This is a genomic window from Curtobacterium luteum, assembly GCF_014646995.1.
GTDB classification, from domain to species: Bacteria; Actinomycetota; Actinomycetes; order Actinomycetales; family Microbacteriaceae; genus Curtobacterium; species Curtobacterium luteum.
On sequence record NZ_BMOI01000003.1, the window covers coordinates 218,848 to 245,107 of the forward strand.

The 26,260-nt window shown below is 66.7% G+C and carries 26 protein-coding genes; 4 read left to right on the forward strand and 22 right to left on the reverse strand.

Annotated elements, in window-relative coordinates; translation table 11 throughout:
* Positions 1 to 92 precede the first annotated feature (92 nt).
* The 4 genes from IEY20_RS05785 to IEY20_RS05800 all read right to left on the reverse strand — a co-directional run bounded on the left by IEY20_RS05785 (position 93) and on the right by IEY20_RS05800 (position 3,955).
* Positions 93 to 461, reverse strand: a complete 369-nt coding sequence (locus tag IEY20_RS05785) for a hypothetical protein (RefSeq protein WP_175328393.1) — start codon at positions 459 to 461, stop codon at positions 93 to 95.
* A gap of 70 nt (positions 462 to 531) precedes the next feature.
* The gene (locus IEY20_RS05790; protein ID WP_308424189.1) at positions 532 to 1,869 is read right to left on the reverse strand and encodes an MFS transporter; all 1,338 of its coding nucleotides are present in this window, start codon (positions 1,867 to 1,869) and stop codon (positions 532 to 534) included.
* Positions 1,824 to 2,540: a cysteine hydrolase family protein gene (locus tag IEY20_RS05795; RefSeq protein ID WP_022903840.1), complete on the reverse strand. Its 717-nt coding sequence runs from the start codon at positions 2,538 to 2,540 to the stop codon at positions 1,824 to 1,826. Before IEY20_RS05795 ends, IEY20_RS05790 begins: the two co-directional genes overlap by 46 nt.
* Entirely contained in the window at positions 2,537 to 3,955 is a 1,419-nt protein-coding gene (locus IEY20_RS05800; protein ID WP_175328395.1) for a uracil-xanthine permease family protein, read from the reverse strand. Before IEY20_RS05800 ends, IEY20_RS05795 begins: the two co-directional genes overlap by 4 nt.
* A 144-nt stretch (positions 3,956 to 4,099) precedes the next feature.
* Here IEY20_RS05800 and IEY20_RS05805 point away from each other — a divergent pair, with 144 nt between their 5' ends.
* Positions 4,100 to 4,756, forward strand: a complete 657-nt coding sequence (locus IEY20_RS05805) for a helix-turn-helix domain-containing protein (RefSeq protein ID WP_175328396.1) — start codon at positions 4,100 to 4,102, stop codon at positions 4,754 to 4,756.
* A 276-nt stretch (positions 4,757 to 5,032) separates the two neighbouring features.
* Here the strand turns inward: IEY20_RS05805 and IEY20_RS05810 are convergent, their stop codons facing one another.
* From IEY20_RS05810 to IEY20_RS05840, 7 genes are all read right to left on the reverse strand, one after another.
* Positions 5,033 to 5,479 (reverse strand): RbsD/FucU family protein, encoded by a 447-nt coding sequence (locus tag IEY20_RS05810; protein ID WP_022903844.1) that lies wholly within the window; start codon positions 5,477 to 5,479, stop codon positions 5,033 to 5,035.
* A gap of 3 nt (positions 5,480 to 5,482) precedes the next feature.
* Positions 5,483 to 6,532, reverse strand: a complete 1,050-nt coding sequence (locus IEY20_RS05815) for an ABC transporter permease (protein ID WP_022903845.1) — start codon at positions 6,530 to 6,532, stop codon at positions 5,483 to 5,485.
* A gap of 10 nt (positions 6,533 to 6,542) precedes the next feature.
* The gene (locus IEY20_RS05820) at positions 6,543 to 7,103 is read right to left on the reverse strand and encodes an ATP-binding cassette domain-containing protein (RefSeq protein WP_175328397.1); all 561 of its coding nucleotides are present in this window, start codon (positions 7,101 to 7,103) and stop codon (positions 6,543 to 6,545) included.
* Positions 7,100 to 8,098: an ATP-binding cassette domain-containing protein gene (locus IEY20_RS05825; protein ID WP_175328398.1), complete on the reverse strand. Its 999-nt coding sequence runs from the start codon at positions 8,096 to 8,098 to the stop codon at positions 7,100 to 7,102. Before IEY20_RS05825 ends, IEY20_RS05820 begins: the two co-directional genes overlap by 4 nt.
* A complete protein-coding gene (locus tag IEY20_RS05830) occupies positions 8,095 to 9,135 on the reverse strand; it encodes an ABC transporter substrate-binding protein (RefSeq protein WP_175328399.1) in 1,041 nt (346 codons plus the stop codon). The genes IEY20_RS05825 and IEY20_RS05830 overlap by 4 nt, the downstream gene beginning before the upstream one ends.
* A gap of 62 nt (positions 9,136 to 9,197) precedes the next feature.
* Positions 9,198 to 10,463: an MFS transporter gene (locus IEY20_RS05835; protein ID WP_204620595.1), complete on the reverse strand. Its 1,266-nt coding sequence runs from the start codon at positions 10,461 to 10,463 to the stop codon at positions 9,198 to 9,200.
* Between the two features lie 80 nt (positions 10,464 to 10,543).
* Positions 10,544 to 11,503, reverse strand: a complete 960-nt coding sequence (locus tag IEY20_RS05840) for a sugar phosphate isomerase/epimerase family protein (RefSeq protein ID WP_022903851.1) — start codon at positions 11,501 to 11,503, stop codon at positions 10,544 to 10,546.
* Here IEY20_RS05840 and IEY20_RS05845 point away from each other — a divergent pair.
* Together IEY20_RS05845 and IEY20_RS05850 are read left to right on the forward strand one after the other, a co-directional pair.
* On the forward strand, positions 11,502 to 12,605 hold the full coding sequence (locus tag IEY20_RS05845; protein ID WP_187289809.1) for a ribokinase: 1,104 nt from the start codon (positions 11,502 to 11,504) through the stop codon (positions 12,603 to 12,605). The two genes, IEY20_RS05840 and IEY20_RS05845, sit on opposite strands and share 2 nt — an antisense overlap.
* Positions 12,514 to 13,347: a DeoR/GlpR family DNA-binding transcription regulator gene (locus tag IEY20_RS05850; RefSeq protein WP_083882048.1), complete on the forward strand. Its 834-nt coding sequence runs from the start codon at positions 12,514 to 12,516 to the stop codon at positions 13,345 to 13,347. The genes IEY20_RS05845 and IEY20_RS05850 overlap by 92 nt, the downstream gene beginning before the upstream one ends.
* Before the next feature lie 1,031 nt (positions 13,348 to 14,378).
* On the opposite strand, the gene IEY20_RS05855 is transcribed toward IEY20_RS05850, so the two are convergent.
* The 4 genes from IEY20_RS05855 to IEY20_RS05870 all read right to left on the reverse strand — a co-directional run bounded on the left by IEY20_RS05855 (position 14,379) and on the right by IEY20_RS05870 (position 17,896).
* Positions 14,379 to 15,560 carry an IS30 family transposase gene (locus IEY20_RS05855; RefSeq protein WP_204620677.1) on the reverse strand — a complete coding sequence of 394 codons (1,182 nt, stop codon included), beginning with the start codon at positions 15,558 to 15,560 and terminating at the stop codon, positions 14,379 to 14,381.
* An 82-nt stretch (positions 15,561 to 15,642) separates the two neighbouring features.
* A complete protein-coding gene (locus IEY20_RS05860) occupies positions 15,643 to 16,356 on the reverse strand; it encodes a M23 family metallopeptidase (protein ID WP_175328402.1) in 714 nt (237 codons plus the stop codon).
* Positions 16,357 to 16,734: 378 nt separating this feature from the next.
* Complete coding sequence (locus IEY20_RS05865; protein WP_175328403.1) at positions 16,735 to 17,331, reverse strand: DUF305 domain-containing protein; 597 nt, start codon at positions 17,329 to 17,331, stop codon at positions 16,735 to 16,737.
* Positions 17,332 to 17,440: 109 nt separating this feature from the next.
* Positions 17,441 to 17,896 carry a hypothetical protein gene (locus IEY20_RS05870; protein ID WP_188888955.1) on the reverse strand — a complete coding sequence of 152 codons (456 nt, stop codon included), beginning with the start codon at positions 17,894 to 17,896 and terminating at the stop codon, positions 17,441 to 17,443.
* Positions 17,897 to 18,100: 204 nt separating this feature from the next.
* Here IEY20_RS05870 and IEY20_RS05875 point away from each other — a divergent pair, with 204 nt between their 5' ends.
* Positions 18,101 to 18,601 carry a DUF4396 domain-containing protein gene (locus IEY20_RS05875; RefSeq protein ID WP_229727893.1) on the forward strand — a complete coding sequence of 167 codons (501 nt, stop codon included), beginning with the start codon at positions 18,101 to 18,103 and terminating at the stop codon, positions 18,599 to 18,601.
* 34 nt (positions 18,602 to 18,635) lie between these two features.
* Here IEY20_RS05875 and IEY20_RS05880 read toward each other — a convergent pair whose 3' ends face one another.
* From IEY20_RS05880 to IEY20_RS05910, 7 genes are all read right to left on the reverse strand, one after another.
* Positions 18,636 to 18,896 (reverse strand): hypothetical protein, encoded by a 261-nt coding sequence (locus IEY20_RS05880; RefSeq protein WP_175328405.1) that lies wholly within the window; start codon positions 18,894 to 18,896, stop codon positions 18,636 to 18,638.
* Positions 18,897 to 19,344: 448 nt separating this feature from the next.
* Positions 19,345 to 21,852 (reverse strand): tetratricopeptide repeat protein, encoded by a 2,508-nt coding sequence (locus tag IEY20_RS05885; protein ID WP_188888957.1) that lies wholly within the window; start codon positions 21,850 to 21,852, stop codon positions 19,345 to 19,347.
* 303 nt (positions 21,853 to 22,155) lie between these two features.
* Positions 22,156 to 22,509 carry a hypothetical protein gene (locus tag IEY20_RS05890; RefSeq protein WP_175328407.1) on the reverse strand — a complete coding sequence of 118 codons (354 nt, stop codon included), beginning with the start codon at positions 22,507 to 22,509 and terminating at the stop codon, positions 22,156 to 22,158.
* A gap of 211 nt (positions 22,510 to 22,720) precedes the next feature.
* The gene (locus IEY20_RS17040; protein ID WP_229727894.1) at positions 22,721 to 23,452 is read right to left on the reverse strand and encodes a hypothetical protein; all 732 of its coding nucleotides are present in this window, start codon (positions 23,450 to 23,452) and stop codon (positions 22,721 to 22,723) included.
* Complete coding sequence (locus IEY20_RS05900) at positions 23,439 to 25,103, reverse strand: Eco57I restriction-modification methylase domain-containing protein (protein ID WP_229727896.1); 1,665 nt, start codon at positions 25,101 to 25,103, stop codon at positions 23,439 to 23,441. Before IEY20_RS05900 ends, IEY20_RS17040 begins: the two co-directional genes overlap by 14 nt.
* A 291-nt stretch (positions 25,104 to 25,394) precedes the next feature.
* Positions 25,395 to 25,661 carry a hypothetical protein gene (locus tag IEY20_RS05905; protein WP_175328408.1) on the reverse strand — a complete coding sequence of 89 codons (267 nt, stop codon included), beginning with the start codon at positions 25,659 to 25,661 and terminating at the stop codon, positions 25,395 to 25,397.
* 231 nt (positions 25,662 to 25,892) lie between these two features.
* Positions 25,893 to 26,096 (reverse strand): hypothetical protein, encoded by a 204-nt coding sequence (locus tag IEY20_RS05910; protein ID WP_175328409.1) that lies wholly within the window; start codon positions 26,094 to 26,096, stop codon positions 25,893 to 25,895.
* Between the last annotated feature and the right edge of the window lie 164 nt (positions 26,097 to 26,260).

Consider the following 26,260-nt stretch of genomic DNA (forward strand, 5'->3'; position numbering starts at 1 on the left):
GGCACGGGTCAGACTGGAGGCACCGGGCGGGCTGGTGCCGTGCCTCCCGTCCGGTGGTGGGTCGCGAGGGACGCTCGCCGCTGCCCGACGACCTACGTCCCGGTCAGGGCCTTGAGGAGCACGACGGCGACAGCCGTCGAGAGCAGGACCACACCCAGTCCTGCGAGCGGCCACCAGACGCCGCTGGAGCGGTGGTGGACGCGCACGCCGGCCGCACCCCCGGTGAGGACCGCTCCGAAACCCCCGACGAGCGTGACGCCCATGCTGGTGAACCAGCCGGCATCACTGCAGCTCGCCGAGCGGGCAGCACACGTGTTGTACGCGACGAGGTTCTCGTTGAAGACGTAGCCGGCGCACCCGATCGCCGCGAGCAGTCCGACGACGGTGAGGACCCAGATCAGGGTGAGGTTCCACAGGGCAGCGCGCTCGCTCAGCGGTGCCCGTCGGGTGGGGGACGCCATCGGGGCTCCTCGAGTGGTTCGTCCGGCGGGTGTCACCAGGGTGCCACGCGGCGGGCCGGACCGGGTGGCGTCACAGCGCTGACGTGCGCTGCCGGACCGCCGCGTCCCGGAGGTGCGAACCGGGCCGCAGCGTCAGGACCGTCCCGACGACCGCGAGGACGGCGGTGAACGCGACGATCACGACGGACGGCTGCACGACACCGAGCAGCGTCCCGAGGGCGACGACCGGCACCGCCAGGCCGACGTACGCGGAGGTGAAGGTGTCGGACGCGGCGACAGCCCGGTGCTCCGGTGGCGCGTTCCGCAGTGCGGAGCCGAGCGAGCGGCTGAACAGGATGCCGGCACCCGCACCGGCGATCGCGGCTCCGACCGCGAACCCGACCGTGCCGAGGACGGTCCCGGGGAACGCCCGGGTGGCCACCGCCACCAGGACGAGTCCGGTCACCACGAGCGGGAACGCCCACCGGCCTCGCCCGGCCAGCACGGTGGCGCCGATCGCTCCGGCGAGGAACGGCAGTGCTGCGACGACCCCGACCGCGGTGGCGCTCGGCTGGTGGTGACCTCCCGAGAGCAGGTGCGGTGTCAGTGCGCCGAAACAGCCGGTGACGGCGAACGCGGTGCACGCGCCGAGGCGGTCGGGCCACCGTGCGGTGCGTGGGCGGACGTCCGGTCCGGCCGCTGGCTGTTGCTCGATGTTGGTCGCTTGTGGCCCGTCGTTGGTCGCTTGTGGCCCGTCGTTGGTCGCTTGCGGCGCGACCGGACGGGAGGCGCGGTGTGCGAGCAGGGCAGCGCTCGTCATCAGGACGGTTGCGATCGCGACGTACAGTCCCCACCGCGGGAGCGCACCGGTCCCGACCACCAGGCCCGCGGCGGCGGGCCCGAGCGACAAGCCGGTCATCGCGAGCCCCGGCGTCACGGCGTCCCAGAACCGGACGTTCCGTCCACCGGCGCGGGCGCGGTCGGTGACGAAGGTCACCGCGCTCGCGGCGGCGATCCCCACACCGAGGCCGCTCAGCAGACGACCCAGGGCGAAGGCGACCAGCCCGGGGACGACGGCGAGCACCACCGCCGCCGCGGCACCGAGCAGTGCTGCGGTGACGATGCGGTCCCGGACCGCCCAGTGCGCGCAGCGCCGCGTCCGCACGATCGACAGCCCGGCGACGGCCCCGAGCGCGAAGACCGCGAACAGCACGGTGGTGCCGGTCTCGTCGATGCCGAAGGTCCGTGCGTAGGCCGGGTACAGCGGTGTGGGCACGGTCGCCAGCGCCATCGTGCCGACCGTGACGACCGCGGCGGGGACGGGCGACGACCCGCGGACGGGACGCCCCGTGGCCGGTCGGACCCCCCGTTCCTCGGTCGCCGTCACGCGGTCAGGTGCCCCGGGCTGCGCACCGCGGCGGACGCCCACGCGGCGAGCAGCTCGGCCGATGCGGTCACCACGCCGAGGTGCAGCGACACCATCGACAGCGCAGCACGCTCGAGGCCCTCGTCGGTGCCGCGCACCAGGTCGGACGGCACGGACACCCGGTACCCCAGGTTGGAGGCGTCGAAGGCGCTGTTGAGCACGCAGCAGTCGGCCATGATGCCGTCGAGCACCACCGCACGGACGCCCATCTGCCGGAGCAGGAAGTCGAGGTCGGTCGGGTAGAACGCGGAGAGCCGCTTCTTCCCGGTGACGATCTCGTCCTGCGGTTCGACCTCGGTCACGAAGCGGGTCCACCGGCTGCCGGCGAGCGCGTGCTCCGCGGCGCCCGGGATGGGTCCGACGTGCTGCGGGAACGTCGTCCGCCACGCGCTGTCGGACGTGCCCCGGACGTCGTCGATGCCGGAGGCGCGGAGCTCGGACCGGACGTGCACGACCGGGATCCCCAGCGCGCGGGCCGCACGGTGGAAGTCGTCGATCGGACCGACGATCTCGCGCCCGCGCGGAGCCGGGCACGGGCAGGCCGGGTCCTCGGACAGGTGTCCCTCGTGCATGTCGATCGACACGATCGCGGTGTGGGTCGGGTCGAACCAGTCGCGGAGCGACCCCTGCGGGTCGGCCGTGCGCTCGGTGCCGTGGACGGTGATCGTGGTCATGCGGAGGGGTTCCCTTCGGTGTGGGGGACGAGCGGGGCGACGACGCGGCGCGGCTGGCCCCGACGGGCGAGGAGTGGTCGGAGGCCGTGGTTGACCGCCCCGTGCAGGCCGAGCAGCAGGAACATGCCTATCATCATCGGGCTCGTCACGACGGTCGCGACCGACGACGGGAGCGCCGATGAGATCGCGGTCGGGATGAACTGCGCGCCGAGGGCGACGATGAACGCGGTGGCGCCGACGGCGAGGTTCAGGTCGTCCCAGCGCACCGCGGCGAGCATCTGGATCCCGCTCACCGCGATGACCCCGAACAGGATCGTCGTGGCGGCGGACAGGACCGGTCCGGAGATCCCCGCGAGGAACAGGCTCACCGGGGGGAAGAAGGCCAGGGCGACGGCGATCCCGCCGGCGGTCATCGTGACGAAGCGGCTGCCGATGCCGGAGACCCGGACGATGCCCGCGTTCTCCGGGTAGGACGTCGTGCCGATGCCGCCGAAGAGCGCTCCGAGCACTGTGCCGGCGAACTCGGCGAACAGGCCGCGGTTCACCCGGGCGGTGTCGACGGTCTCGCCGCCCCAGCTGGCGATCATCGTGTACATGCCCATGGACTCCGTGCCGGCCTGGAGGAACGCGACGAGCATGAGGACCACGACCGGCAGCGAGACGCCGAAGCCGTACGGCAGCAGGTGGGGCGCGCCGAGCAGGGGAGCCGCGGTGAGGTCGGGGAACGACCACTGGCCGACCAGGAGTGCCACCACGCTGCCGCCGACGATCCCCCAGAAGACCGCCCCACGCTTGAGGATCCCGGTGCCGAGGACCAGGCAGAGCAGGACGATGAGCCCGGTGGCGATGGTCACGACGAGCGCGAGCAGGCCGTAGGACGGCGACCCGGCCGTGCCGAACCATCCGCCGGCCCCGATGGACGCGAGCTGTGCTCCGATGATGACGAAGAGCGTGCCGAGGACGATCGGCGAGGACACGAACGCACTGACGCGTCCGAAGAGCCCGAAGCGCTTGAGCGGGATCGTCAGGAGCATGAAGACCAGACCGGCGACCGCCATCGAGCCGAAGGCCGTCCCGAGACCGTAGGTGGCGCCCGACGAGATGATCGCGACCATGAAGGCGGCGGTCGGGCCCTGCACGATCGGGAGCTTCAACACGCGGCTCGACTGGAGGATCGTCACGACGCCCGTGAGCAGGAAGCACGCCTGGATCATCAGCGCGACCTCGTCGGAGGACAGCTTCAGTGCGCTGCCGATGACGTTCGGGAAGACCCAGATGCCGGTGAGCGCCAACAGGTGCTGGACCGCGAAGAGGGCCGTGCGGCCGGCTGGGAGACGCTCGCCGAACCCCACCGAGAGAACGGAGGGCGCGGGTGCGTCGGCGGGCGGAGCAGGCGGGGCAGCGTGCGTGGTCATCAGGAGTCCTCTGCGTGTCGGGGTCGAGCAGGACGTTTCACTCTGATGCGAAAAGTTACATTCGCATTGTTGCAGCCGTGTTTCCTTGTGTGAACACTGGCGCACCGGTTCCCGCGGGCGTGGAACGCCGACGAAGATGGACGCATGCAGGCATCGACACCGACGAGTCCGGACGCGTCCGCGAGCAGTGACGATGCTGTCGCTCCGGCATCGACGTCGTGGACGCCGTCGACTCCGACCGGGGAGGACCTCGACGCCGTCGTCGCCGGCATCGGGGAGCGGATCCGGGCCCTGCGCCTGAAGAACGAGCTCACACTCCAGGACCTCGCCGAACGCACGTCGCTGTCCCTGTCGATGCTGAGCACCGTCGAGCGGGGTCGGACCACCGCGTCACTCGGGACCCTGCACGCCATCGCACGAGCGCTCGGGGTCCAGATCACGACACTCTTCGCACAGAGCGGGGCGGATGACTCGCCGATCGTCGAGTTCCGCGACCAGATCCGCGACGTCACCGACGGAGGCCTGAACCGACGGACCGCCGCCTACCGTGCGGACCTCGGGATCGAGGTCTACGTCGACGACTTCGATCCGCACACCTCCCACGCCCGAACGCCGTCCCAGCACCCGGGTGACGAGATCGGGGTCGTGCTCGAGGGAGAGCTCGAACTGCAGCTCGGGGGCGAGATCTTCTCGGCCGCAGCGGGCGACGTCGCACAGTTCAGTGCTCGGCGGGCGCACCTCGTGAGCAACGTGTCCGACCGGCCGGCGCGGGCGGTGTGGATCAACCTGCGCCGGCTCTGACGCGCCGCGGGCCGCCTGCCGACCACTGTCGGGTGACGCGCTGCCCTGAGGGGCGGATGGTCGACGTCCGCAACGCGATCGTGCACTGGCTCGAGGGCACCGACCGCCGCAGTCGTCGACGACGCGGCCTCGGGAAGCCGACGCCCGTCGAGTACGAACCGACCAGCAACCCACAGGTCGCACTCACGGCCGGGACGAACGAATCAACCGAACCGACGGCGGTCCCCAGCGCCTGCATCTCGATGGTGCCTGTTCATGCGTCTCGATGGTGCCTGTTCATGCGTCGATGACCCCTTTGCGGAGGAGGAAACAGCCGTAGGGGCCGGGGTCGGATGTCCGGATGACGGCGTACGCTCCGCGCGCGGCTTCGTAGAAGTCGAACCGTGCGAGCGCTTCCATGGTCACCGACCCGCCGGCAGCCTCGTCAGCGACCCGTTGCATCACGTGGTGCGCGTCGACGAGCCGATCCGGTGCCCCGACGACCTGCATACGCCGGATCGGCGCATCGACGAACGTGTCCAGTGGGAGCAGGGAGAGGATGGCGGTCGTCGCACGCTCGATACCGCATCCCGCGATGTGGACGACGCTGCCGTGGACGGTGTGTGCGGCGATGGACGCTGCTGGGTGGTTGACGTCGCAGACCAGCACCTCGTCGCCGTGGCCCATCGCCATCAGGACGCTCAGCACCTCGGCGTTCAGGACCGGGTCGATGCCCTTCAGCATCGGTCACTCCTTCGCAGCGGCACGGTTGTTGAGCTGGTCGAAGGCCACCGCGACGAGGATGAGCGCGCCGATCGCGATCTGCAGGGAGAACGCGTTCACGGCGAGGAGGTTGCCGCCGTTGTTGAGCACGCCGATGAGCAGCGCCCCGCAGGCAGCACCGATCGCGCTCCCGCGAGCCCCGGACAAGCTGGCACCGCCGATGACGCACGCAGCGATCGCCTGCAGCTCGAAACCCGTGCCAGCCGTCGGCACACCGGCACCGAGACGTGAGGTGAGCAGGATGCCACCGACGGCGGACAGCAGGCCGGCGATGACGTAGACGGAGACCGTCACGAGTTTGACGGGAACGCCGGCGAGACGTGCAGCTTCCGCGTTCGACCCGACGGCGTAGACGTAGCGCCCGAACACCGTCCGCCTGAGCACGAACGCGGCGGCCGCGGCGACCAGGGCGAAGAGGATGAGCAGGTTGGGGACGCCGAACACCGTGCCGTTGGCGAGCTGTTGGAACCCGTCGGGCAGCCCCTGGACGGTGTTGGCGTTGGTGATGACGAGGACGATGCCGCGGGCGATGCCGAGCATGCCGAGGGTCGCGATGAACGGTGGCAGCTTGAAGCGCGTGACGACGAACCCGGTGAAGAGGCCGAGGGCGGCGCCGATGAGGAGTCCGAGCGCGATCGCGGGGACGACCGGGACGCCGTCGACGATCAGCTGTGCGGTGACCGCGCCGGACAGGCCGAGGATCGATCCCGTCGACAGGTCGATCCCGCCGGTGAGGATCACGAGGAGCTGCCCGATCGCGATGATGCCGTAGATCGAGACCTGTCGCGCGAGGTTCGCCAGGTTGTTCGCGGTGAGGAAGTCGTCGCTGAGCAGGGTCAGCGCGCCGAAGACGACGAGCAGGACGACGAGGACGCCGCTCTCGCGGCCGGCGATGCTCCCGAGCGTGGCGACCCTCGGCTTCGGGCTGATCCTCGCGGTGAAGGGGGTGCCACTGTCCCGGACCGTGCGGATGGTGGTCGTCTCGATGGCTTCGCGCCAGAGGAGTTTCGGCATGGGCTTCTCCCTAGGTGTTCTGTCCGACGGCGTTGTCGGATCGGTCGTTGCGGGGGGACGGCGTGACACCGCTGGCGAGCTGGAGGACGTCTTCCTCGGATGCCCCGCGGGGCAGTTCACCGGCGATGGCGTCCTCGCGGAGCACGACGACGCGGTCGGCGAGACCGAGGAGCTCGGGGAGGTAGGAGGAGACGACCACGACTGCGAGACCCTGCCGGGCGAGGCCGTTGATGACGTCGTACAGCTCACCCTTCGCGCCGATGTCGATGCCCTTCGTGGGTTCGTCGAACATGATCACCTTGGGTTTGGTGAGCAACCACCGGGCGAGGAGGACTTTCTGCTGGTTACCGCCGGAGAGGGAGGACACGGGCTGGTCGTACGAGCCGGCTCGGATCCGGAGGCTGTCGAGGAGTGCATCAGCCTCGCTGATCTGTGACCTCCGGGGCAGGAGCCCCTTCCGCGAACCGGTCCGGAGGCTCGCGATCGTCACGTTCTCCCTGATCGAGAGTTCGGGGAGGAGTCCGAGGACCTTCCGGTCCTCGGTGAGGAGCGCAACACCGGCGTCCATCATGGTCCGGGGCCGTCCGGCCGGACGACCCGCCCGTCGACCCGGATCTCGCCCGCCGTGATCGGGTCCGACCCGAAGATGTTCAGGAGCAGCTCGCTGCGCCCCGAGCCGAGGAGGCCGCCGATGCCGAGGATCTCGCCACCCCGGGCGACGAGATCGATCGGTGGGCTGTCCGGCGTTCGCCGGAGACCGGTGACGGTGAGGCGCTCGGAGCGTTCCTCGCGCTCCTCGTCCGGGTAGAGCGCAGTCACGTCCCTGCCGACCATCGCGGTGATGAGGGTGTCCTCGGTGTAGTCGGAGAGGGGCCCACTCTGCGAGAGTTCCCCGTCGCGGAGCACGGTGACCCAGTCTCCGATGGCGAACATCTCCTCGAGTCGGTGCGTGATGTAGAGGATCGCGACGCCTGCTGCTCTGAACCGTCGGATCTGCTCGAGGAGCCGATCCGATTCCGCTTCGGTCAACGCTGTCGTGGGCTCGTCGAAGACGATGACCTTGACTCGATCGGCGGTCGCGACCTTGGCGACCTCGACCAGCTGTTTCGTCGCCGCGGGCAGGTGCTCCACCGTCGCCGAAGGATCGACTTCGACGAGGCCGAGGTCGTCGAGCGCGACTCGGCACCGGTCGCGGAGCTCGCCGGCACGGACGAGTCCTGACCTGGAGGGGAGTCTGCCCATGAACACGTTCTCGGCGACCGAGAGGTGCGGCAACAGACTGAGCTCCTGGTACACGGCCTGCACCCCCGCGGCCCGCAGCACCGACGGTGTCGCGGTGGTCACGGGTTCGGAGTCGATCTCGAGTCGTCCCGAGTCACGGTGCAGCGCGCCCGTGAGGATCTTGATCAAGGTGGACTTCCCGGCGCCGTTCTCACCTGCCAGGCAGTGCACCTGGCCGGCGACGAGCTTCAGGGACACCCCGCTGAGGGCCTGGACCGTGCCGAACGCCTTGGAGACGTCGATGAGTTCCAGGACTGCGGCCCCGTCGGGCTCGACGATCGTCACTTGTCGACCTCGGCGGTCTGCGGCTTGAGCAGGGTCTTGATCGCGGCGTCGTTCATGTTGTCGCGGTCGACCACGGCGACTCCGGGATCGAGGACTGCCGGCGGGATGCGTCCCTGGGAGGCCATGGCCGCTTCGACGACGCCCTGGTACCCGAGGAACCAGGGGTTCTGGACCACGAGGGCGTCGATCGTGCCGGCCTCGAGCGCGGCGTTCTCGGCCGGGTCGGAGTCGAAGGCGACCACCGGGATGGTGTCCGCTGCCTTGTTGTCCTTGATCGCCGTTGCCGCTCCGACGCCGGAGCTGTTGTTGTCCGCGAAGACACCCACCAGGTCCGAGTGGGCAGAGATGGCGTCGTTCACCTGCGACGCGGCCGTGCTGATGTCGTTGTTGTTGTAGTTCTGCAGGCTCGCGTCGATCTTCGGGCAGTCCTCGGCGAGACCGGACCGGAATCCTGCGTCGCGCTGCTGGTTCGCCTCGATGCCGGCGATCGGCGCTTCGACGAGGACCTTGCCGGTGGTCGTCCCCTGGGCGGTCAGGAGCTTGCACATCTTCTCGCCAGCGGAGGTTCCGGCGAGTTCGTTGTTGGTTCCGATGTGGCCGTCGACGTCGGCGGTGACGCGGGTGTCGGCGGTGATCACCTTGATGCCGGCTTTCCGGGCTGCGTTGACGGACGCGTTCAGGGCCTCGCCCGAGCTGGGTGCGACGACGATCGCATCCGCTCCGCGCGCCACGGAGTTCTCGACGAGCTGCACCTGGCCGGCGATGTCGGTCTCCGATGTCGGACCGAAGGTGTTGACGTCGACTCCGTAGTCCTTGGCTGCTGCTTCCGCACCGGCGAGGAGGGTCTGCCAGTACTCGGAGTCGGTTGCCCGGATGATCACGTCGACCTTCACTCCGGCGGCCGCACCTGCGGATCCGGAGCTACGCGCGTCGGCGTTCGAGACGGTGGCTCGTCCGCCGACGACGCCGCCGACCACTGAGACGAGTGCGATCGCCACGACGAGGGAGAGGGAGAACACGGTTCTGGTTCGCGCCATTGCGTTGACCTTCTGGGAGGCGCCGCACACGCTGGTGCCGCGGGGTGGGTGTGGGAGGGAGTTCAGTTGTTGACGGGGACGGGTTCGTCACGGATCGCGGGAGCAGCGTCGGGTGACGCCTTCTCGCCGGGGGTCTTGAGGAAGGGGGTGAGGATCGCGCTGAGGAGGTAGAACCCGGCGTAGATGCCGAGGACGCCGCCTGCGCCCAACCATCCGAAGAAGAGACCGGCGAGGGCTGGTGCGACGAACGCGGAGAGTCCGGCTCCGAGGTTGAGGACGGACATGGCTGCGCCCTTGTTGTCCGGCGCGAGCAGCGGGAAGAGTGCGGACAGCGGCACGAAGCCGGCCATCGTCACGCCGCACAGGCAGAGCACGATCGTCATCAGGGCCACGTTGTGGCCGATGAGGTGCGGCGCGAGGAACACCGCGACGAGCACGACGGAGTAGGCCACTCCGCCGACCCAGCCGATCGTGCGTCGCCAACCGATCTTGTCGCCGACGTAGCCGAAGAACAGGTTGGCGAAGATCGCGACGGTGAACACGAGCGACCACATCTGCAGCCACTGTGTGGTCGTGTAGCCGAAGGACGCGAGGTAGATCGGCATGAAGACCGGCAGGCCGTACTGCGCCAACCCGTTGATCGTCTTCACGAGGAGACCGATCGAGATCGTCGGTCGTCCGATCAGGGTGACCGCCTTCGACAGCTCGCGCGCGCTGAACGGATGGATCTCCTCTGACGGGACGGTTGCCCGGTTGGCGATCGTCGCGACGAGTGCTCCGACGATGACGAAGGCCAGGCCGGTCCAGAGCACCGCGATGTGCCCGAGTGCGGGCAAGGCGAGTGACGAGTAGAACGGCCCGATGACGCTGAGGCCGAGCGAGAACATGAACCAGAACCAGCCGGCAGCGAGGCCACGGCGTTCCAGCGGGGCGCTGTAGTTGATCCAGGTCAGGAACGAGTACGCGAACAGTGGGTAGCCCAGCCCGCGGATCGCGTAGAAGACGAGCATCACCGGCCAGTTGAGCGTGGTGACGCCGAACCCGATGAACCCGACGCTGCCGATCAAGAACGCGGCGAGGGCGAGGAGCATGACCTTGCGCGGCCCCATGGTCTGCACGAGGACGCCCGAGAACCAAGCCGCGATCGCGACGGTCACTCCGTAGACCGTGATCAGGGCGGCGGTGTCGGGGACGGTGACGCCGCGTGAGACGAGCCACGGCGAGATCCATCCTTGCTCGACGCCGTCACCCACCATGAAGAGGACGAGTCCGATGTAGCCCCAGACGAGGTTTCGGGGCAGTCCTATGCGGTCGAGGACGCGGTTCACGAGGGAGCCTTTCTGTTCACACCATCGGGAGGAGAGGCGAGGCCGACCGGCGCGGGAGTGCGCGCCGGCCGGGATCATGGTCAGACGGCGAGTTCGCCCTGGTACTTCGACGAGCCGATGCCGAGGAGTTCGTTGCGCAGTCGCTGCGCTGCGATGCCGTCCTGCGAGCGGATGACCTCGGTGATGCGGTCGACACCGACGGCCTTGACCTTCTCGAAGAAGAGCTCGACGGTGGCGCGGTTGGTCTCCGCCTCGTCCTGCGCGTCCTCGCGGATCGGGAAGGTGTCGAAGTAGATGACCCCGTCCCACTCGTGGCGGAGGAGGAAGTAGATCATCTCCATGGTCTCGAACGGGTGGATGGACCCGATCATGAGACCGTCGTCGTGCGCGTTGTTGCCGTCGTTGAGGTGGATCCCGAAGAGCTTGCCCTGCTCGAGGAGCAGCGACGCCCCGAACGCAGGCTGGTCGCCAGCCATCAGCATGTGCGCGAAGTCGAGGGTCGCCCCAAGGTTCGGGCGGTCGATGCGGGTGATGACGTCCAGCGTCTGGCCGAAGCTGTTGATCATCGAGTGCACACGCTCCTCGTACGGCTTGTACTCGATGCTGATCCGGAAGTCCGGGCGGTGGTCGGCCAGTTCCTGGAAAGCGGACACGATGCGCTGCAGGTCAGCCGCGTAGTCCTTCTGGAACGTGAAGTCGTAGCCGTCGAATCCGAGCCAGACGGTGAGCAGGTCGCTGCCGCAGGTCGCGGCGGCGTCGATCGCGTCCTTCGCCAGGTCGATCGCCGCTCGACGGACCGTTTCGTCCGGGTTGCTGAACTCACCGGCGACGAACTGCTTGCGGAAGCGCGTGGCGTTGCCGTTCAGCGTCAAGCCGAGTTCGTCCAGGAGCGCCTTCATGGCCGCAGGCTCGACGCTCTCGAAGTGCTCGGGGTAGTTGAGGTCGACGTAGTCGACGCCCTCGGTCGCGGCGATGCGGCGGAGAGCAGCGGGGACATCGCCGCCGCTGACGAAGGAGTTGAGGCGCGTTGCGAACTTCATGACGGCGAAGCTAGCTCGGTCTGACAACTTTGGTCAAGTTTTTTCTTTTTGCGTCTTCAACTTTGACAACGAACGTCAGATCTTCGTAGGCTCACTCCCTGTCGGGCAACGCGGTCAGGGATCCGCTTGCCGCACGACCGCTCCGCGCTGGAGCATGAGCGAGCACAACGAGGTGGAGGTCCCCATGGCAGGCACGGATGTCTTGGTCGTCGGGAGCGTCAATTACGACTACATCGTCACCCAGGACCGACTCCCCCGCCGCGGCGAGACCTTCGCTGCGGCCGGGGCGAAGGGGGCGTTCGGAGGGAAGGGTGCGAATCAGGCTGTCCAGGCTGCGCGACTCGGGGCGACGGTCCGGTTCATCGGCGCCTGCGGTGCTGATGGTCTGGGCCGACAGTGTCTCGACAACCTGCGGAGCCAGGGCGTGGACTGCCACATGCGGCCGACCGAAGAGTCCAGCGGGTTGGGCATCGTCCACGTGGTGGGCGAGGGCGACGTGTACGCCACCATCGTCGAGGGTGCGAACGGGGCAGTCGACCGAGGCTGGATCGATGAGAACGCGCAGCTGTTCCAGGACGCCGGCGTGGTCGTGATCCAGAACGAGATCCCTGCCGAGGCGAACGAACGGACCGTCGAGCTGGCGGCAGCCGCTGCCGTACCGGTCGTGTTCAACGCCGCTCCCGCTCGGCCTGTCGCCGAGCGTGTGACGCGCCGGTGCACGTGGTTCGTGGTGAACGAGGACGAGGCAAGTGCTTACCTCGGTCGTGACCTCGGCGACGTTCGCGACGACACGGCCATGCGGCGTGCGGTGGTCGACCTGCAGCGCTTCTGCCGGGGTGTGGTCCTCACACTCGGGAGCCGTGGGTGCTACGTCGCCGACGGCACCAGTGTCCAGTTCATCGAGGCCGTCCCCACGCACGCCGTAGACTCGACCGGCGCCGGTGACTCGTTCATCGGTGCGTTCGCCGATGCGCTCGTCAACGGGTCCGACCCCGTAGCTGCCGCGGTCGATGCGACCCGTGTGGCGTCGATCACGGTCGAGGGTGTCGGTGCGCAGTCCAGCATGCCAACTCGCGAGGTGCTCACCAGTGAAGTCCTTTGAGCGACACCAGCTGATCCTCGAACAGGCCGCCGCCGGTGATCCGGTGACGATCGAGGCGTTGATCGACGTCACGGGCGCGTCGCCGTCGACGGTACGCCGGGACATCAAGGCCCTCGAGGACACGGGCAGGATCGTGAGCTTGCGCGGGGGCGCGATCCGGCTGGAGGACGCTGCGAGCGAGGTGCCGGTCGCGACGAAGTCCTTGATCAACCGCGCACAGAAGACCGCGATCGCCGAAGCCGCCGCCGCGCTCGTCTCCGACGGTGACACCGTCTACGTGGACTCGGGCACGACCGCGACCGAGCTCATGCGGGCGCTCCGTGGTTCGCGAGTGCACGTGATCACGTCGAACACGCATGCGCTGAACCTGCCGCTGTCGCCGGGTGTCACCGTCACGGCTCTCGGTGGGGACGTGTTGCCCGTGATCGGCTCCGTGGCCGGTCCGATCACCGATCGGGAACTCGCTGACCTGTACTTCGACAAGGCGTTCATCGGCGTGACCGGTATCGACGCGGCCGCCGGGGTGACTACGTTCGACATACGCGAGGCGAACAAGAAGCGCATCGTGCAGGCGCACAGCAAGCACACCTACGTGCTTGCGGACAGCAGCAAGTTCAACCAGGTGTCTCTCTGTCACGCGTTCACGCTTGCCGATTGCACCGTGATCACGGACGCGGATGACGATGTCCTGCAGCACGCCGGTGCGGCCGTGATCGCACTGACGAGCAGCACGTCTTCCTGACCTCACCGACGCGGCGGCACACCGACCGAGGACCTGCCGCCGCCCGAAGCGGAGCTGCTGCGCCCGGTCTTCCCCCTCGCCCAGACGGAGGACGTCACCGCGGCGCCTGGCACCCTCGGCAGCAGCAACGTCGCACGAGTGGACCGCGACGCCCGGCGCGCTCGAGAGCGAGCGGGCGGCACCGGAGGCGAGGACGACGACGTCCCCAGTCGTCAGGAGCCGAGGCGCATCACCTCGACCACGAGCACCAGAACCGAACGGCGGATGGTTCTTTCGGACGTGCATCGGGGCATTCCGAACATCCAGAGGAGCGTTCGGCGTTCCTCGCGTTGTCAGTGGTCCGGAGCACACGTACCGAGTCACTTCGACACGAAGGAGGCAGTCGCCGGGAGCACCACCGAAGACACCGTCTCCGACGGCCAGCGCCCCGCCGACGTCCTGGCCTCGACCACCCCGGTGGCCGTGTACGGCTTCGCCCGAGGTCGGGCCGGACAACGCGCGCCACGTGCAGCAGCCGCACATGCAGGACGACTTCGGCAAGCCGGCGGGCCTCGTCGGGGGCGACCTCGTAGCCGACTGGCTACGTCACCGCAGCGATCGACGGTGCGGGGGCGCGCCGCGCGCCGGACCCGCCCGCGGCGCAGACCCTCCCGTGTCCACCCGAAGACGAACGAGGGCGTCAGACCCACCGCACCCGCGACGTGACCGAAGGTCCCGGTGGCCGACCGGCTTCCGTTCACGACACATGTCGGCCGCCGGCCAGCCTGTCCGGGGCTGGCGCGGCGACGCTCCCGCCACGGGGTCGGTGTCCGGTGCTACTGCCAGATTGCTTGTCCTGATGTAAGCCGAGTCTCGATGGACGATCGGCCAGCGGTCACTTCCGCCGGTTGCGGCGATCCCGGTAGAAGCCGATTGCTACGACGACCGGCAGGATGAGCAGGCCCCACCACCAACCCTCTGCTCCTGCTGCGAACATGAGCCGAAGCTACGCTGCCTTGGCACGACTAGGTGTCCGATAACCGATGGCGGTTTCAAGGGGTCGTTGCAACGGGTGGTTGTGTCGGGTCCGACAGTAGCTGTTCAAATGCCTCGGCTGGCGTGCGGTAGTCGAGGGTCTTGCGAGGCCGTCCGTTGAGTTCGGCGGCGACTTCGAGGAGCCGTTCCGGGCTGTGGACGCTGAGGTCGGTGGACTTCGGGAAGTACTGCCGGAGCAAGCCGTTGGTGTTCTCGTTCGAGCCGCGCTGCCAGGGCTTGTGGGGGTCGCAGAAGTAGATCGCCAAGTCGGTGGCGAGGGTGATGTCCTTGTGCCGGGCAAGCTCGGTGCCCTGATCCCACGTCAACGAGCGGCGCAGGTGCTCGGGGAGGGTCTGGATGGTCGGGATCATCGCGTCACGGACGGCGTCGGCGCTGTGCCCGTTCGGCAGGTGCAGGAGCATCACGTAGCGGGTGGTGCGTTCGACGAGGGTGCCGATCGCGCTCCTGGCGTTGATACCGACGATCAGGTCCCCTTCCCAGTGCCCGGGAACAGCCCGGTCGTCGACCTCGGCGGGGCGTTCACTGATGAGGATCATGTCGCGGATCTTCGACCACGACGCCCGCCGCGGCTCGCCCCGGTGTCGGCGGATGGCGCGGCCGGTGCGGAGGTGTTTGTGGAGGTCAGCGCGCAGGTGGCCGCGGCCCTGGACGAAGAGGGACTGGTAGATCGTCTCGTGCGACACGTGCATCTCCGGCCGGTCAGGGAACGTCCGGGCCAGGTCATCACGGATCTGCTCCGGGGACCAGTTCCGCACCAACCGCAACTCCACCTGCAGGGCCAGCTCGACCCGGTCCAGCTTCCGGGGCTTGGGTCGCCGTGCTCGCTCCCGGCACCGCTGTTGGGCGGCGTAGGGACGGTAAGCGCCGCCCCTTGAGCTGTTCCGGGTGAGCTCCCTGCTGATGGTCGACGGCGCCCGACCCAGCTCAGCCGCGATCCGGCGGACCCCTGCGCCACCGAGGCGAAGGTCAGCGATCCTGAGCCGGTCCTCCTCGCTCAAGTACCGGCCCGAACGAGACGCGCGCTCGAACGGGTTCTTCCCTCGAGCGGCCTTGAACCATCGGTAGCCCTGACGCGGATGCACGCCGACAGCATCGCAAGCAGCAGGCCTGCTCATGCCCTGTCCGAGTAGCTCCCAGAACTTAGCTTCCCGGGCACGGTGCTCCAGCCTCGATCCCATCTGCAACACTCCGATTCACGGTGCTGTTGCAACGACCGGCTGAACCCAAGGATGGCTGGCCGGACATCACTGGGGCCAGGTGCTATAGCGTTCGTCCGGCGTTGGCGGTGAGCCACGGGATCGGGTCGATGGTTGTGGTGCCGCCGGGCATGACCTGCAGGTGCAGGTGCGCGCCGGTGCTCGCTCCGGTGTTGCCGACGAGGCCGACGAGCTGCCCGACGGCGACGGTGTCGCCTGGTCGGAGCGGCGAGGAGCCGAAGATCATGTGCGCGTACAGGGTGGACACGAGGCGACCGTCGATCTGGTGGTCGATGATGACGTACTGCCCGTACTCGGGGTGCGTTGTCGACACTCGGACAGTGCCGGCAGCGACAGCTCCGATGGGGGTGCCGGCGCCGGGGGTGAGGTCCGCGCCCTGGTGGATGGACGAGCAGGTCGCGCACGGGGCGCTTCGCGGACCGAACGGTGAGCTGACGGTGATGGTTCCGGCGATGGGCCAGCGAATGTCGCCGGTTCCGGTGTTCACGATCGTGCCGCCCGTGGTCGTGGGAACGCTCTGTTTCGTCGAGGCCGGTGCGCCCCCGGTTGACGCGGCCCGTGAGGCGGGTGCTGTCTTGGTGATGACGGGCTTCGGGGTCGGCTTGGTGATCGTGTACCCGTCGCGGTCGACCGCGAGAGCCAGCCCGGACGCGGTGAAGCTCTGCCCGGTGGTGGCAGGAGCGACGCCGGGCACGACTGCTGCGGGGCCGGTCGTGGCCTGCGCGGGCAGCGCTGCGGCAGCGGTGAACAGCGCCATCGCGGCCGCGGCACCAGTGATTGGGACCGCGGCGAGAACGCGCGACCGCAGTGAGCGGGCCGGTGTTAGGGGTACAGCCGCGACGGTCGGCAGTGGCCGCAGCGCCAGCCGGGCAGCGGCAGTGGTCGTCGTGGTTCGGGTGCGGCTGGCGGTCGGGACTGCGGCGGCGCGTTCGGCGGCGAGGGCTTCGCGGCGCGTCCGAGGTGCGGGAATCGTGGGGGTCTGGGGGTGCTGCTGAGGCACGGGCAGGCTCCAGGAGGGGCGGGCCGTCGGGCCGAAACGTGGGGTGCCCGAACGCGAGTCGAGCAGGGGGAGAAGGTGTGGCCGGTCGTGGGCCGCGGCAGGAAGGGGGGAGCCTGCCGCGACCCACGCCGGGGTTTAGAGGGACGCGAGCATGTCCTGCATCTGGGTGATCTGCTCGGTCTGGCTCGACACGATCGACTTCGCCATCGCGACGGCGTCGGTGTTCTTGCCCTTGTCGACTTCGGTCTTGGCCATGTCGACGGCGCCCTTGTGGTGCTGGACCATCTGCTCGAGGTAGAGCTTCCCGGCGTCCTTCGCGGACGCCTGGTCGAGGTCGCTCATGTCGGAGTCGGACATCATCCCGGACATGGAGTGCCCCATCCCGGAGTGCTCCGACTCGACCGGCTCGCCCCAACCCTTGAGCCAGCTGGTGAGCTGCTTAATCTCCGGGGACTGCGCGGCCTTGATCTGCTTCGCGAGGCTGGCGACGTCGATGTCGACGCCGGAGCCCTTGGCCAGGAGCATGTCGCTCATCTCGACCGCTTGCTTGTGGTGCGGCAGCATCATCTGCGCGAACATCACATCCTGGTCGTTGTGCGCCGATGCAGCCGCCGTCGACGAGGACGAGGAGCCCGTGTCGGAGCCGCTATTGCTGGTGGAGCAGCCGGCGAGGGTGAGGCCGAGGGTCAGTGCGGCAGCGATCGCGAGCGTACGCGTGGTGGTGGTGTGCATGATCTTTCCGTTCCCGTGAATGCGTCAGGTGTTCCGGCCAGGCGGACGCCTCCCGGATCTGGGCATGCGGAGGCGACCCATCGGGGGTGGGATCCCGCTTGGGGGCGGATCAGATGCGGATGATCTGCAACGCCGTCAGTGACGGCGGTCTCGGTGCCGCGATGCGGCGCGGCAGCCGGTCAGCCAGCGCGAGCAGCCGCGCGAGCAGGGCGAGGATGCCGCCGGTCCGTGCACGCAGCAGCGCCCACGTGAACAGCACGATCGTCAGCGCGCACGCCATCCCCATCAACGAGCACATCAGCGCACACAGGCCACTGTCGCAGCCCGCGTCGGTGAGGACCGTCAGCACCGCAGTCGCAGGAGCTACGTGCTCGCCGTGACGGGCGGCCGCGCCGTGGCCGTGCTCGGCGGTGATCGCGGGAGTCGCCATCGAGTGCTCGTGGCCGGCGGTGTGCCCGGCCATCGTGTGCATCAGGACCGTGAACCCGACCAGCAGCAGCAACGCCAGCGTCGCCGTTGCCTGCAACAGCAGCCGGCGACGCGGTGAGGTGGTGGTGGTGAGCATCAGTCTTTCGAGCAAACGGGTGGAGTGAGCGCTTCTATGGTGCGGTACCCGCGCGGGCGGCGGCAACCTGGTGTCCGGATTCACACCGAACCCGCCGCGACCGGCCGAACCGGGAACATCGCGCGGAGTTTCGCGTTACAACGCATGGTACCCCCTAGGGGTATATGTGAACTGTTGGCGTCGACCGCGCCAGATCGGAGCAGCATGGACACGCGCGACCACCACCAGATGAGCGGACACGAGCACGCCGGCCACAGCGGCGGGCACGGGACGACGACGTGGTCGATGGCTGCGCAAGCGACGCTGCACTGCCTCACCGGCTGCGCAATCGGTGAAGTCCTCGGCATGGTCATCGGCACCGCCGCCGGCTTCCACAACGCCGGCACGATCGTCCTGTCAATCGTCCTCGCGTTCATCTTCGGCTACGCCCTCACCATGCGCGGCGTCATCAAGTCGGGTCTGAGCCTCGGCGCTGCGTTCAAGGTCGCTCTCGCCGCGGACACCGTGTCGATCGCGGTCATGGAGCTGATCGACAACACCGTCATCGTTGCGATCCCCGGCGCGATGGACGCGCAGCTCAGCGACTGGCTGTTCTGGACGGCGCTGCTGTTCTCCCTCGCGATCGCATTCGTGATCACCACGCCCGTGAACCGGTGGATGATCAGCCGCGGCCTCGGGCACGCCGTCGTCCACGGCCACCACTGACCGGTCCGCTAGTCAACTCGATCGCGGCGCGCGGTCAGGCGTGGGAGTGTTCGTGTGCGGGGTGGTCGTGGCCGCCGTCGTAGGGTGCGCCCTTCATCATCCGCAGCATCGACCAGGAGCCGCTGCGGATGAACACGGCCAGCAGGAACGCCGCGATCAGCAGGAACACGATGTTGAGCCAGGTGGTGTAGTTCCAGCTGATCGAGGTCGCCACGATGCTCAGATGCCGATTCGTAGGGACGAGGCCCAGCGGGGTGAACAGCAGTTCGACGGCATAGCCGGCGAGGACCATCACTAGTCGACGTGGCTGTCCGCGCTGCCAAACACCCTGTCCAACTCCGTATTTCAGGACACGCTACGTGGCAGTAGGACAAGTTAGCTGGCGGACGACAACACAGATGTGAGTGCCGTCTTAAAGTGTCGCATCCCGCCGCGCGATTCAGGCGATTGCAGGTTCCCTGTCGCCGCCTTATTGCAGACTTTCATGTCGCCTGCAGTAAACCCCTGGTCAGGGCGACATGGATCGCCGTTGTCCTGCGGAACTCCAGGACTTGTCCTCCAAACAATGGCGCACTCGTTCTCAGCTTTGAACCCACCTCCGGGTCGGGTAGATCCTCACCACGACCATATGAGCAGCCGCCCGGACCGACGCCGCGCCGCACAGCACGAGGGGCTTAAGGCTGCAGCGCACACGCTCACCGATGAACCGTGCCCCGGGCTAGAGACACGACGGTGAAGCATTCTCAATCGAAATACTTGGGGAACTCTCGGCTGTAGTCGAGGACGAATCGGAGTTGCTTGAGCGCGTCCAGCTCCAACGCCAGAGCTCGTATGCGGGCCCGTGCTTGGCCTGTAGAAATCAGTCCGGACTCTGCGCGCGCGATACAGATGCGCACCGCCAAAGCGAGATTTTGTCCGTCGCGTCGACCTTCTAGCGCCGAGTCTATAGATTGCTGCGCGGCCTCCAGGTCCCCCATCACAAGATGAATCTTGGCTTGAACATTCTGGGCGACAGCAGCAGGTGAACCCGGTTGATCCCTACCGACCGCAAGTGCGCGCTGTGCTCCTTCAAGATCGCCGTCGTCCGCCAATGCGCTCGCAAGCGACAACCAGGACTGGACGAAGGATGAATCGAGTTCAACACTTCGTTTGAACTGCTCTATCGCCGACTGCCGGTGACCAGTCTGCAGCGCTATACGGCCAAGACGATGGCGATAAGCCGGGTTGTTCGGTTCACGGGTGACCGCCCTGGTCATCACCTCCTCAGCTTCGGAGAGCTGCTGAAGATGCTCCAACGCCTCCGAATACAGAGCGAGAGTCCACGGGGTGTCTCCGCCCTTCGCAATCGATGCTTGGGCCGCAACAGCCGCACCGTTCCAGTCGCTCATTCGCATCCGAGCCTGCGCTATGTCGGACCACAGCTGAGCAGGGTTGTGTCGGAACGGGATTGCCCGCTGAAAGTAGCTGATAGCTGCGCCCCAGTTCCTAGCGATGAACTCGACACGACCACGGTCCCGGAGGACTGCCGCATTCTGGGGGTACATACGCACGAGATCATCGCCGATCGACCGCGCATCTTTAAGGTTCCCGAGGTAGGCAAGGGTCTTCATCTGCAACTGGCGCAACGCTAGATCTGACTCCTCAGCGCCCGTGATCGCCTCGTCGATGTAGAGTAATGCCTCTTCGTACCGCTTCTCCTGATACAGCTCCACGGCCGTTTGATATAGCGTTCCGATGAGTCCCGTCCTCAAGCTCCGTGCTTCGTCAAAGCGCCCGGCAAGGCCCAATAATTTAACCGTAGCGAGTAGAGTCGGAACATATCCCGCCTCGCCTGGAGCCACCCTATCTAGACGCCGCTTCATCAGATCGGCCAGTTCGGACGTCAGGCCAACGTGATTTTCTTGCTTTCGGAATGAGCGAAGGAAGTAGTCCCTGAGCAGGGGATGAAGCGCAAGAGTTCCCTCATCACTGTTGGCGACCAGTGAGTATTGAACCGCCTGGGCGATCGCGTCCTGCATATCGTCTGCTGAGAGCCTCAAGAACGAGGCCAAATCCTCTGCCGGGACCGGGCCATCGACGAGCGCGAGCGCCTCCAGCAGACGCCACGCGGTCGCACTCACCGCGTTTGGATCGACAAGGTCGGTCGCGATGGTATGGCGCTGCTCGCGCAATGCCGCGGCTGGAAGGGGCAGCCGCGGCGCCACCACTTCGAGTGCGAGCGGGTGCCCGTCCAGCTCCTCTGCGACGACTCCCAGCTCGCTCTCCTCACCTACAGCACCCTGAGCTCGAAGCAACGGAATGGCGTGCTGCTTAGCCAATCCGGTAAGGAAGAAGGCGTCAACAGAATCCTCCAGGTCATGCAGCGTCGGTCGCCTACGAGTGGTGAAGATAACCAGCCGACTCACCCAGTCCGACGCCCTTGTGATAGTGGCGAGCAGGTTGGCGAGAATTCTGCCCGGCACCCCATCCTCCTCCAACCAGTGTTCGACGTCCTCAAAAACCCAGATGCCACCTTCGTCCATGAAGGAACCCATGAGATCGTCGGTAGCCTTCATTACGTCTTCGGGGCTCGTATTCTCCGCCGCAGGAGGGAGGCCCAAAGCGCTTGTCACGAGCAGGTTCAGCTCGGGCTCCGCTGTGCCGGCTGTCACTGAAACGCGTCGAATGGTGCCACTTCCGACCGTTAAGCGACTCAAGGCCTCTCTGGCGAGGGATCGCTTACCACTGCCGGGCATACCACAAATGAACGCAGCGGCGCGATCGGGACTGTAAAGAGCCTCTTCAATTCGGCCAATCTCCGTGTTACGGTTGAAGAATACTCGCCGAGCTGTCTTGGGTGGAACGGTGCCCATTAGGACCGCCGCGATCTCCTCGGCTGACCGTTTTCCGCGAGCCTGCAGGAACGGACGAAGATATAGTGGCACTTTTGTATCATCTAGGCAGATGATCCGAATGGCGACAGCATTATCCTCGAGCCAGCGAATGAAGGCCATGTGCAGTTCAAAGCTCACCCACCTGGATGCGGCCGATGTTGCGCTCCAGAGTAGGACAAAATCTGTCGCTTCTTCGCTACCGGAGCTGATCTCTTCCAACAGGAGATCACCGAGGTCTATCTCGTGAAGATCAACCCATGCATCCCCGTCGAGCTTGGCTTTCAGCTCGAGCGCGACATGCTTCTCGGGAGAGGCATGCGAGATAAAGAACCTTTTCGACACTTTGCCTCCGACCCAACTATTGTCTCCAATGTTCATGATACTAGCTCACAGATCAGGCTTCGGCGACCGAAAAACGGACTTGTCGACCCCGGCAGGGTCCAGTTCGAATCGAGGCGTCAGTGGCGTGCATCAACCGCACGCGACGTGAGGTGGCCGCACGTGAAGTCACCCGCGGCGAGACTCGCGGTAGCGCCAAGACCCGCCACACGAAGGCCGCGAGTTTCGTTAGGCCTCGGTCCGCTTGCACCGGAACCGCATCATGAGTCGTGCTTCGTTCGACCGCGTCTGCCCCACAGACAGGTTCAGGTCTCGCCGGATCAGCTCGCGGGCGTCACAGTCTCAGCGAAACGGCGGGTAGCCGCCCAGCAACGTCAGGAGCACGACCAGCCAGACTGTGATCAGGGAGGGGGCCCAGTTCTCGAGATGCGTGCGCGCTCGCGCGCTGCGCGGTGCCCAGACGATGAGCGGCGACATGACCGCAATTGCGGTCACCACGATGACCGCCTGTGACATCCATCGCGGGTCATCCGCGAAGACAAATGCAAGAATGGTACTTCCCAACGCAAGCGAACCTCCGGTGATCTCGAGCGTGCCTTGTGCGAACGCTGAAAGCGAAACGCCGGCGATTGCGATCCCGATCACTCCACAGGTTTCACTTGCGGATACCGGTAGGTCGGTGCCGAAGTAGACCACGAGCGCAATGAGTGCGATGAGGCTGTAACCAGCGGAAGTCAAACGCCTCGTGATGGCGAGACTCCGACGACCCCGCGTCCGACTCCTGCTTCCGTTTCGAGATGCGGTGTTCTTCGCGATGAGCCCTGTTCTCCCCCGTGCTCGCTGTACGCAAGTTTCGTGCGTGATGCTGTGATTAGCGTGCCACTCCTCAGCCGATCGATCTCGGCGGTCAGAGCTTCTTGATCACTCCGTCCGTGCCGTCATAGAGGTCGAAGTTCCGCTCACCGATGAGTTCAATCATGTCGTCGAGCGCGAACTCCAAGTTGACCTCCGTCTCGCTGTCGTGCACCTCGAAGGCTCGGATCGACGGTGCGAAAGAGTTCGCGTCGAGGAGGATCAGGTAGAACCGTTCGTACTGCTCTTCTCGTCCGGAGGGGTCGGGGCGCCGGGTGAAGAGCCGGAGCCTGGGGAAGGCGTTCTCGAACGTGCTCTTGCGTCGTGGAGTTCCGTCATGTTCCGCGGCCGCATCGATGAAGAAAAAAGCCGAGAGGACGGCGTATGGGAAGCGCCGGTGGAGCGTTACCGACTCAACAAGCAAATCTCCTCGCCTGTTGGTGAGGTTCTTCTGGAAGTTGTTGCTTGAGCCATCCCTGAACATTATTGACTTTACGGATACGGCGAAAATCAGGCCGCTCTCTTCGGTCGCCCATGTGACGTCGACTTTTTTTGCCCCGATGCCGCCGGCGAGACGTCGCTCGGCGCCGGTGACGCCGACCTCGCCGGGCTCGGCTGGCAGCGCGGTATCCATACCGCGATCGCGCAATTCCGCGCCGATGGCCTGCGCGAGGTTGTCTGAGAGCCGCTGGTTCCAGTTTTTCTTTACGCTCTGCAGCTGATCGTCCGTTGGCTTCGGTCCGGTTGCTGTGACCGCGGCGAGGAGCCGGTCTTCAAATCTCGACACGACGCCCCCGAGCGGTCCGTCGAGCCGACAGCTCGGCGTAGGCGTCTCGCAGCGACTTCACTTCGGATCGTGCGATGCCGAGTTCGCCGACGAGAAGAACGTCGTCAACGAGCTTGGCTGCCTCTACCAGCTTGCCTGCCCGCAGACGCGATGCCAGCTGCGGGCGAAGCGCGACGAGGGCGTCACGGGCTGCGGCGACGACCGCCGGACTAGGCACCGGAAGGCGATCCGCCTCGCGTGGCTCAAGTTTGAGCATTCCGCCGCCGTAGGACCGGCCGACGGTCTCGGCGCCGACGAGCGTCATTGAGGTCAGCGCCGCCAATGGCAACGATGCGCGGCCGAGTTCGCGGTGTTCTGGTTTCAGATAGATCCCGTGGACGCTATTCAGGTGCAGCGCACCGACGGCGTTGGTCGTTATCCGCGGGGTGTCAGCATTCATGTAGGTCAGGAACAGGTCTGCCGGCTTGACGAGCGGCACTTGCCACCAAGTGTTGCGGACCCGGCACTTGTAGGCCTGGTCCACTCCCGCGACCTCGCCCGCGTCGATGTAGGCAGCTGCAGCATCGTCGAGCTGCCCCTTTGGACGGAAGAGGTAGGTCGCACTCCCGCGCTGGCCTAGCGTCCGCCACGCGTGCTCCGTGAACGTCAACCCTCGAAGATGGCTGCTCCCGGGAGGCGACAGCCGGATCAGGTCCTTCGACGCGATCCCGAGCTCCTTCACACGTGCCGGCGAGAGCGCGAAGTAGCGGTTGTTCCCGGTCACCATGCCGAGGGTCGTGTCCCCCCACGTCTCCAACGGAGTGAACGACGCCTCCAAGAGGGCGTTGTAAGCACGAAGCGCGTCACTGCTGAGCAGTGACGGGGTCCACTTGTCAGACGGGTCGGTTGGCTTCCAGGTGGTTGCCGCCATCGTCTCGTTGAGCGCCGCAGCGTTCTGCGCCTGGTAGATGCTCATGTGATCGGCGCGACCCTCGTCGTAGCCATCAGCGAGGAGCAAGACCACCTCTTCCTGCGCCTCGGCGAACACCCGCTCGGTGAAGAGCACAAGGTCGATGCGCTTGAACCTGCTGAGCAGGAAGCGCCGAACCTCCGCGGCATAGTTGACGCTGAGGAGCTCGGCCGGGACGACCAGTCCCATCCGGCCGCCCTTGCGCAACATCAGCGCACTATGCACCGTAAACGCCGCCCACGACGAGGCGAGGCCCGACATGTTCACGCCTGCCTGGAGCGCGGCAGTCCGGCTCCGCAGCCGAGCCTCACCCGTGAAGTCTTGGTAGCGGATGTACGGCGGATTCCCGATCACCGCGGCGTACTTGGCGCTCGGTTCGACGAGGAAGAAGTCCGACACAATGACGTTCGCTTCACCACCCGAAGCGGCAACAATGCGCTCAGCTTCGTGAGCGCTGGGTCCGTGGATCTCCACCCCGTCAACTGAGGGGACGAGATTCGGGTCGCCGCTCAGTTCTCGTAACCGGGAGACAGCATGTTCCAGGAACGCTGCCTCCCCGCACGACGGCTCGAGCACCGTGTCAGCTGCGTCGCGGAGGGCCCAGCTCGTGACGAACGACGCGACCGGCTCGGGAGTGAAGAACGCGCCGCGCGCCTTTCGGAGCTCCGCCGTGTCCTGTACGACAGCGAGGTTCGGATGCACCCAGACATCATCTCGTGGCCCAACGACATCTCCTAACGGCACACCGCGTCCCGACGAGCGCTCGCCGCGATCCATCAGGGGCGCGACGACCACCTGGTCGCTCCTTCAAGAGACCGGCGAGAGCTCAACCCCGGGATCGGCATGGCGCCATCGAGCTCGTTCACGGTGAGGCTCCGCGTCGCCTCGTGCTTCTCATCCACCCCGCGCCGAGTCCTCGACCCGAAGGAGCGGCATTGATGGCCTGCAGGCGCTTGGAGGCGCGAACGAAGATGTCGACTGCAGTCACGCGGATCAGTTTGCGAAGGCGTACCGAACTTCGGTCTGCACGATGCCGGCGCAGCGCGCCAGGTTCCTCCACTCACGAGCGTTCTTCGAAAGCTCTAGGACCTGCTGAGCAAGCGAGAGAGCATCCCCGAGCACGACGTAGTCCGTGTCATCGTAAACGCGATCCCAGAGTTCACTCACCTTGGCTTCCAACTCACTCTGGCCAGCGCTCCGGAGCGCTCCTTCCAGTTCGCCGAGCTTGGATCGCAACTCGATGTCCCTTGGGGCTAGCATCCCTCAACTCTGTCATAGAGCCAGCTGGGCCGAGGCACCGGCTCACGGCGGTCTCCCTCAAAATGATGGTGCAGCCCATCGGCGCCGCCTACTCGGCGCGATTCGGAACCGCCGGGGACCCGCTCTGGCAGCGCGTCCCAGAACTAGACAGCGGATTTGCAACAATGGCGGTGCGGCCCATCCGTATCCCGTCGCCTGATGGGAAGTGACCGCCGCGCCGCTGCCGCAACCTCAGCCTGCCGATACTTTCGAGCGTGCCGGAATGGCGATCGCGATTCCGAGAAGCGCCGCGACGGTCAGAACAATCAATTGGGCTATGCCATCTCGCGCACTCATGTGCCCGAGGTGGGTCGCGTGGTAGGCGAAGTGGAGCAGCCCAAAGCTGCCCCACGCGATGCCGAGGACGCGGTACAGCGGCTGGGATCGCCAGAACAACGCTGCAACGCTGCCGGCGCCGAGTGCAAGGTACTGCGCCCCATGGTCGCGGATGAGGTGCTCGTTGAACGGACCGTCTTGCGAGATCGGGACTGCTGCAGGTTCGGTTGACTCGTTGATTTAGGCCGCGAGTGCGACCTGTGGGTTGATGATTGCTTCGTACT

Bases quoted from the DNA above. Each gene is read 5' to 3' on its own strand.
- IEY20_RS05855 (WP_204620677.1), bottom strand. From the start codon at position 15,560: ATGGGATCGAGGCTGGAGCACCGTGCCCGGGAAGCTAAGTTCTGGGAG.
- IEY20_RS05810 (WP_022903844.1), bottom strand. From the start codon at position 5,479: ATGCTGAAGGGCATCGACCCGGTCCTGAACGCCGAGGTGCTGAGCGTC.
- IEY20_RS05800 (WP_175328395.1), bottom strand. From the start codon at position 3,955: ATGACCACGCACGCTGCCCCGCCTGCTCCGCCCGCCGACGCACCCGCG.
- IEY20_RS05820 (WP_175328397.1), bottom strand. From the start codon at position 7,103: ATGATGGACGCCGGTGTTGCGCTCCTCACCGAGGACCGGAAGGTCCTC.
- IEY20_RS05845 (WP_187289809.1), top strand. From the start codon at position 11,502: ATGACGGCGAAGCTAGCTCGGTCTGACAACTTTGGTCAAGTTTTTTCT.
- IEY20_RS05795 (WP_022903840.1), bottom strand. From the start codon at position 2,540: ATGACCACGATCACCGTCCACGGCACCGAGCGCACGGCCGACCCGCAG.
- IEY20_RS05785 (WP_175328393.1), bottom strand. From the start codon at position 461: ATGGCGTCCCCCACCCGACGGGCACCGCTGAGCGAGCGCGCTGCCCTG.
- IEY20_RS05850 (WP_083882048.1), top strand. From the start codon at position 12,514: ATGCGACCCGTGTGGCGTCGATCACGGTCGAGGGTGTCGGTGCGCAGT.
- IEY20_RS05830 (WP_175328399.1), bottom strand. From the start codon at position 9,135: ATGGCGCGAACCAGAACCGTGTTCTCCCTCTCCCTCGTCGTGGCGATC.
- IEY20_RS05860 (WP_175328402.1), bottom strand. From the start codon at position 16,356: ATGGCGCTGTTCACCGCTGCCGCAGCGCTGCCCGCGCAGGCCACGACC.
- IEY20_RS05875 (WP_229727893.1), top strand. From the start codon at position 18,101: ATGGACACGCGCGACCACCACCAGATGAGCGGACACGAGCACGCCGGC.
- IEY20_RS05805 (WP_175328396.1), top strand. From the start codon at position 4,100: ATGCAGGCATCGACACCGACGAGTCCGGACGCGTCCGCGAGCAGTGAC.
- IEY20_RS05870 (WP_188888955.1), bottom strand. From the start codon at position 17,896: ATGCTCACCACCACCACCTCACCGCGTCGCCGGCTGCTGTTGCAGGCA.
- IEY20_RS05840 (WP_022903851.1), bottom strand. From the start codon at position 11,503: ATGAAGTTCGCAACGCGCCTCAACTCCTTCGTCAGCGGCGGCGATGTC.
- IEY20_RS05885 (WP_188888957.1), bottom strand. From the start codon at position 21,852: ATGAACATTGGAGACAATAGTTGGGTCGGAGGCAAAGTGTCGAAAAGG.
- IEY20_RS05815 (WP_022903845.1), bottom strand. From the start codon at position 6,532: ATGCCGAAACTCCTCTGGCGCGAAGCCATCGAGACGACCACCATCCGC.
- IEY20_RS05905 (WP_175328408.1), bottom strand. From the start codon at position 25,661: ATGCTAGCCCCAAGGGACATCGAGTTGCGATCCAAGCTCGGCGAACTG.
- IEY20_RS05865 (WP_175328403.1), bottom strand. From the start codon at position 17,331: ATGCACACCACCACCACGCGTACGCTCGCGATCGCTGCCGCACTGACC.